The sequence below is a fragment of the Bradyrhizobium genomosp. III genome (assembly GCF_000261705.1).
Classification (GTDB): Bacteria; Pseudomonadota; Alphaproteobacteria; order Rhizobiales; family Xanthobacteraceae; genus Bradyrhizobium; species Bradyrhizobium ottawaense.
Genome location: NZ_AJQF01000271.1, coordinates 1 through 6525, shown reverse-complemented (window position 1 = coordinate 6525; position 6525 = coordinate 1). Strand labels below are relative to the sequence as shown.

Below are 6525 nucleotides of genomic sequence, written 5' to 3'. Positions count from 1 at the left end.
AACGCCAGCCGGTGCATCCAGCGACAGCCCCGGCGCCAACAACGGAAACTCCGGCGGCAACGGCAATTCCGGCAACAACGGCAACGGAAATAGCGGGAACAACGGCAACGGCAATTATGGTGCCACCGGCAACGGCAGGGGCAACAACGGCAACGGCAGTGGGAACGGCGGCGGCAACGGCAGCAACGGCCATGGCAATGCCTACGGCCACAACAGGCGCTGAGGCGGTTTCCCAGGGGATGAGGGGGCGCATCCGTTGAAGCGGGTGCGCGGGAGGATCGGGTGAAACGTTATCGGCCGCATATTCTCGTCGTGATCGCGCTTGCGATCGTGCTGTCCACGGGATGGCATGGTGCGCTTCGCAACGCGCTCACCGATCTGCGGTTCAGCTGGCAATCGCGTGCGGCCAGCGGCAATGTCGTCGTGGTGGCCATCGACGCACCGTCCATCGATCAGATCGGGGTGTGGCCGTGGCCGCGCCGGCTCCACGCGGAGCTGTTGCGCAGGCTCGAGGCGGCGGGCGCGGGGGACATCGCGTTCGACGTCGATTTCAGCACGCCGTCCGATCCGGCGTCCGACGAGGCCTTCGTCAAGGCGCTCCGCGATGTCGGCGGCTCGACGATCCTGCCGTCCTTCAAGCAGCCGACGCCGAATGGCGGCACGGCGCACATCAATCGCCCCCTGAAGGGTTTCAGCAACCAGTCGTGGCCGGCCGTCGTCAACGTCGCGGTCGAACCCGACGGGCTCGTTCGTCGTTATCCGTTCGGCGAGAAGCTCGGCGATGCCTTGATGCCGTCGATGGCCGTCGTGCTGGCCGGGCAGGATGCCAACCGGCGGCCGCCCTTCCTGATCGACTTCAGCCTTCGTGCAACCTCCATTCCGAGCGTCTCCTATGTCGACGCGCTGCGCGGCGATGCCGCGGCTCTCGACAAGGTGAGAGGCAAGAAGATCATCGTCGGCGCCACCGCGCTCGAGCTCGGTGACCGGTTCAGCGTTCCCAACGGCAGGATCGTCTCGGGGCCGGTCCTCCAGGCGCTGGCCGCAGAATCGATCCTCCAGGGCCGGATGCTGCACTGGACATCCGATATCGGCATGATCCTGGGTCTGGGCGTGATCTGCCTGCTGATGATGTATGCGTGGCGTCGCCTCGCGCCAGGAATTCGCGTCGCGGTCCTGATCGCCTCCGGGGTGGCTATCGAGCTGGTCGCGGCCCTCGTGCAGGCAAGATGGCCCCTCGTCATCGACACATCGCTATTTCACATCGCGATCGTCGCCTATCTGGCCGCGATTGCGCTGGACGAAATCGATTTCCGCAGTCTCCTGGGACGCATCGCCGAGAGCCGCTTTCACCGCATCGCGATGTCGCTTGGCGATGGTCTCGTCTGCACCGACGAGGATCACCGGATCACGGTCTGGAATCCCGGCGCGAGCACGATCTTCGGCTACGCGCCGGCGGAGATGATCGGCCGTCCGTTCGAAACGCTATGCGCCGTGCCGGTGGACGGCGATGCAAGGCCGTCCATGCACGACGCCGCGCGCCAGGCGCTGCTGGTTCCGGGCGGGGCGGTCGTCGTCGAGTTCGAGGGCCGGCGCAAGAATGGCGAAACCTTCGCCGTCGAGGCGAGCTTCTCGGGCTGGCAGGGAACGGACGGCTTTCAGTACGGCGCGATCCTGCGCGACATCTCGGTCCGCAAGCGGGAAGCCGAACGCGTCAAATATCTTGCCGAACACGACGCGCTGACCGGTCTTGCCAATCGCAACACGCTGCATGCCGGACTGGCCGGCATGATTGCGAATGCAGAGCGACGGCCTCGCGAAGTCGCGTTGCTCGTCATCGGGCTCGACGGCTTCCAGGGCATCAACGATACGTTGGGGCATTCGGCGGGAGATCTGGTGCTGCAGGCGGTCGCCATTCGCCTGGAGGGTCAGGCCGGAGATCGGGCGATCGTCGCCCGGCTCGGCGGAGATGAATTCGCCATTGTGCGCGAAGCCGCAGATGGCGGTGAGCCGATCGTGAAGTTCGCCGAGCGGATCGCGCGTGCATTCGAAACGCCGCTTGCGACGGGCACGCGCCAGCATCGTGTCAGGATCAGCATCGGCGTCGCGGTCTACGGCGAAGGCGGACAGAGCGCCGACGAACTCCTCAGCAATGCTCATCTGGCGTTGAGCAAGGCAAAGATGACGCGGCGCGGCAGCCATGTGATCTTCGAGGCTGCGATCAGGCAGGAGCTGGAGAACCGGCTGACGCTGGAGAGCGAGTTGGCGCTTGCGGCGGATCGCGGCGAGTTCGAACTGTTCTACCAGCCCCAGGTTCGTCTGATCGACGGCAGCCTTATCGGGGCCGAAGCGCTCATCCGTTGGCGGCATCCGGTGCGTGGCTACGTCTCGCCCGGAGAATTCATGCCGGTGGTCAACACCTCGGCATTGTCAGAGCGGATCGCGAACTGGGTGATGGAGACCGCCTGCCGTCAGGCGCGTGACTGGGAACTATCCGGCAACGGCGTGCGTGTTGCGATCAACCTGTCGCCCTCGCAGCTTCACTCCGGCGATCTCGCGCATTCGGTTGCGGCGTTGCTCGAAGCGACGGGGCTTACCCCGTCACTGCTCGAAATCGAGGTGACCGAAGACATCCTGATCCAGGACGAACGCCGCGTGCTCGACATGTTCAAGCGAATTCAGGAGCTCGGGGTGCGCGTCCTGTTCGACGATTTCGGCACCGGTTATGCGAGCCTCAGCTATCTGAAGAAGTTTCCGCTCGACGGGCTCAAGATCGACCGCTCGTTCGTGCTCGATCTGCTCGCCGATTCCGACGATGCCGCGATCGTCGGTTCGACCATCGGCCTCAGCAAGCAGCTCGGCCTCACGGTCGTGGCGGAAGGCATCGAGAACCGCGCGACTGCCGACTTCCTGGTCAGCATGGGATGCGCGGAAGGACAGGGTTATTTCTTCGGCCGTCCGATGCCTGCCGAGGCGTTCGAGAAGCAATTCCTGGCAACCGAACTCGACGCGGCCAGCGCTGCCTGAGCAGGCGGCTTCGTTCTACCGCCGGCGCGCGACCGCGACGCCAAAGAGGAAAGCGACGAACAGGCTCGCAAGCGGCGCCTCGCGCGTGATCGCTGCGACCGTCGCGAGTGCCCCGCCGGGCTTGCGCGATTCCTCGACTGCGGAGGTCAGACGATCAACCGCTGCGTGCAGGCCTCCGGCGACTTCACCCACCGTGCGGGAGACGTCCGCCGCGGTATCGATGGCACGTTCGGCCATGCCGGGTTGCGAGGTGGATTCCGGTATCTCCGTGCTCAACTGCGCGACCTCCAGACCTGACGATGGGCCGGCACCTTTGGCTATCCGCGCGAGCGCTCGTTCTGAACAGCGGGTCTTGATGACCTTTGGCTATCCGCGACAGGCGCCGTGGTTTACGGCGGGTGCCGGCCTTGGATGGGCAATTCAGCGCGCGGGATTTTGTTCCGAACGATAGGACGTCCACGGCGGACCTACCCCGGGAAACGACGGGTGCGAATCTCTGTTAGGCTGGCGGTGGCTCGTTGATGTCAGGAGACAGCCGTGACCGATCGGACCGTGACGGATCGAGGCCGGCGCATCGCCTTGCTCGGCGCTCCCATCGACATGGGGGCTTCGCAGCGCGGCACCTTGATGGGCCCCGCGGCGCTGCGCACCGCAGGCCTTGCGACACTGCTCGAAAGCCTGGATTTCGAGGTCGTCGACTACGGCGATCTTTCCGTGGCCGAAGTCGGGGACCTCACCGACAGGCCGCCGGAAAGGGCCAATCACTACCGCGAGATCCAGCGCTGGACGCGCGTTCTGAGCCAACGAGGCCATGAGATCGCGAGAACCGGCGCGCTGCCGATCTTTCTCGGCGGCGATCACACACTGTCCATGGGTTCGGTCAATGCCATGGCGCGTCATTGGCAGGAGCGTGGACGCGAGCTGTTCGTGCTCTGGCTCGATGCCCATGCCGACTACAACACGCCGCAGACGACGATCACGGCGAACATGCACGGCATGTCGGCCGCGTTCCTGTGTGGTGAGCCCGGCCTCGAGGGCCTGCTCGGCGACGATCCGCGCGCTTCGATCACCCCTGACAGGCTCGATTTGTTCGGTGCGCGCTCGATCGACAAGCTCGAGAACGAATTGATGCGCGCGCGCCGGATCAGGGTCGTCGACATGCGTCAGATCGACGAGTTCGGCGTCGCCGTCTTGATCCGGCGCGTCATCGAGCGGGTCAAGGCGAGCAACGGCGTGCTGCATGTCAGCTTCGACGTCGATTTCCTCGACCCGTGCGTGGCGCCGGGCGTCGGCACCACGGTGCCGGGTGGAGCGACCTATCGCGAGGCACACCTGATCATGGAGCTGTTGCACGATTCCGGCGTGGTGGGATCGGTCGACATCGTCGAACTCAATCCGTTCCTGGACGAGCGCGGCCGGACCGCGCGCACGGCGGTCGAACTGATCGGCAGCCTGTTCGGCCAGCAGATCACCGACCGACCGACGCCGAGCAACGCGATCGCTCCGGGCGAGTGATGCCGTCGCCTTCAAAATTAGGCAGGAACATTCCCTCGGTTGCCAAGTTTTCCCGATGCCCTTCCCCAAGGGCGACCCCGTATGGCCTCAGCTCGAACGCCCCCGATATCCCCGCGAGCTGGGGCCTTTTTTCTGCTCCGGCAGATTGGATATCGATGGTGCACGCAGGTCTCTCTCGTTCGGGGCGCTTCAGTATGTTCGTCAGAGAGATCGGCTGGTGACCCGGCCGGAACTTTGCCGACATAACACCGTTCCCGATGTGCGGGCGCGAACGTAGGCGGACACCATGAAATGGATGCTTGTGGTCCTCGTGGGTGGCGTCGCCCCCGTCAATACCGATCTCGTATTCGACAAGTTCAGTGACTGCCTGTCCGCCGAAGCGCAAATGCGACAGCACTACTCCGATGCGTTCGATGCCTGGGACCGTGTGGCCGCCGCAAGAATCGACCGGCGTAGCGACTACAGGAAGGCCCGCGATCTCGAGGCGAAAAAACTGCTGAGCAACGTGGGCACCTGTGTGCCACACGGCGGGGGAGATTCTGTTGCGCCGGCGGAGCAGCCCAAGCCGCCCGCCGCACCTTCGCAGCAACCCGCTGCGCCGCCGCAGCCGACACCGCGACCTTAGCGAACGCCGCGCGGGCCCTTCGGCCAAATTGGGTCCTGCGACGTCGGGAAAAAGTGGCAACATCTTTGGAACCTTGTCATCGGTCCCTGGGTTCTCGCAAGCCGCATCCTGCGGTGAGGAGATACCCATGAAGAAGCTGATGCTGACGTGCGCGGCTGCTGCGCTGATCTCGACCGGCGCGCTGGCGCAGTCGACCGTCGTCACCACCACCGGCACCGGCCATGCCGCCGCCGTGCAGATCGAGCCGGAATACCGCACAAAGATTCGTACCTACGTGACCGAACACAAGGTGCGCCCGGTGCAGACCCGAGAGAAAATCGTGGTCGGCCAGCCGGTGCCGCGCGAGGTCGAGCTCGAGGCCGTGCCCGCCGATTGGGGCCCCTCGCTCACCAGGTACCGTTACGTCTACTCGGGCGAACGCGTGATGCTGGTCGATCCGTCGACGCGCACGGTCGTCCAAGAGATCGACTAAGTCCCGGGAGGCGGGTCGCTGAGCAGGCGGCCCGCCTCCCGCCAGCCCGGCCCCGCCCAATACCTCACCCTTATTCTTGTTTCTTATTCTTGTTTGCGAGCGGTCATGCCGATCATTCGATATTTCGTCTTCGTCGGCGGGCTCCTGCTGACCTTGCTGTTCGCTGCCGACCGGTACTTGCCGGCTCCCGGCGAGCCTGCAGCGATGGCAGATCCTGACAGAACCATCATCCGGATCACGTCGGCAAGAAGATTACCGGAGAAGATCGTATTCGATACGCGTCTGAGCGCCGATGTGCCGAAGATCGCCCAGGCCGATCCAACTCCTGAAGAACCTCGGCAGCAAATGCGTGAAGCCATGGCCGCCATGCCTGCAGCACCGTTCGACCAGATTAAGAAAGAACCGCCCGCGCGAATCTCCGCAGAGGCCCGTCCGCATCCGAAGCGCTCGGCCAAATCATCGAAAAGGGCATCCGAGCGACGGCTTGCCTTCGAGCGGCACGACCCGTTGTCCGGCGGATGGTGGTGAGCGGAAAACTTCGAAAGTGATGTAAAGGAAAAGGCCGCGCCCATAATGGCGGTGGTGCCGATGCCAGTGGCGCCGAACGACCGGATAAGATCCGCCGTAATAGGCGTAGGCGGGGCGCGCGATGCGGCGATAGCGATAGCCGCAGGAAACAGGCGCTGTGAGCCGCCGCCCCAGTGCCCAACCGGGAACAAGTGGAACATTCACGCGTTGGCGGGCGGCATCCATCTGGATGCTGGTTCACTGGAGGAGACGATCGATGAAGACTATTTTTGCCGCAGCTCTGATCACCAGCACTCTGATCAGCGGCGCTGCGTTGGCGCAATCCACCCCGCCTGCTGATCGAGCGGCTCCGGCGGGCGCC

The 6525-nt window shown here is 64.6% G+C and carries 7 protein-coding genes; 6 read left to right on the top strand and 1 reads right to left on the bottom strand.

Annotation, left to right across the window (positions count from 1 at the left end):
* Together IC66_RS0122960 and IC66_RS0122955 are read left to right on the top strand one after the other, a co-directional pair.
* Window positions 1–223, top strand: a 223-nt coding sequence (locus IC66_RS0122960; protein ID WP_038949172.1) for a hypothetical protein, incomplete at its 5' end; no start/stop codon positions are given.
* A gap of 59 nt (window positions 224–282) precedes the next feature.
* Window positions 283–3024, top strand: a complete 2742-nt coding sequence (locus IC66_RS0122955; protein WP_038949171.1) for an EAL domain-containing protein — start codon at window positions 283–285, stop codon at window positions 3022–3024.
* 15 nt (window positions 3025–3039) lie between these two features.
* Here the strand turns inward: IC66_RS0122955 and IC66_RS0122950 are convergent, their stop codons facing one another.
* Window positions 3040–3300 carry a hypothetical protein gene (locus IC66_RS0122950; RefSeq protein ID WP_028142631.1) on the bottom strand — a complete coding sequence of 87 codons (261 nt, stop codon included), beginning with the start codon at window positions 3298–3300 and terminating at the stop codon, window positions 3040–3042.
* A gap of 261 nt (window positions 3301–3561) precedes the next feature.
* On the opposite strand from IC66_RS0122950, the gene rocF reads away from it, so the two are divergent.
* The 4 genes from rocF to IC66_RS0122930 all read left to right on the top strand — a co-directional run bounded on the left by rocF (window position 3562) and on the right by IC66_RS0122930 (window position 6164).
* Complete coding sequence (rocF, locus tag IC66_RS0122945; RefSeq protein WP_028142630.1) at window positions 3562–4539, top strand: arginase; 978 nt, start codon at window positions 3562–3564, stop codon at window positions 4537–4539.
* Window positions 4540–4825: 286 nt separating this feature from the next.
* Window positions 4826–5164, top strand: a complete 339-nt coding sequence (locus IC66_RS0122940) for a hypothetical protein (RefSeq protein ID WP_028142629.1) — start codon at window positions 4826–4828, stop codon at window positions 5162–5164.
* A 127-nt stretch (window positions 5165–5291) separates the two neighbouring features.
* The gene (locus IC66_RS0122935) at window positions 5292–5636 is read left to right on the top strand and encodes a DUF1236 domain-containing protein (RefSeq protein ID WP_018319180.1); all 345 of its coding nucleotides are present in this window, start codon (window positions 5292–5294) and stop codon (window positions 5634–5636) included.
* Between the two features lie 105 nt (window positions 5637–5741).
* Window positions 5742–6164: a hypothetical protein gene (locus IC66_RS0122930; RefSeq protein WP_049806604.1), complete on the top strand. Its 423-nt coding sequence runs from the start codon at window positions 5742–5744 to the stop codon at window positions 6162–6164.
* Window positions 6165–6525 lie beyond the last annotated feature (361 nt).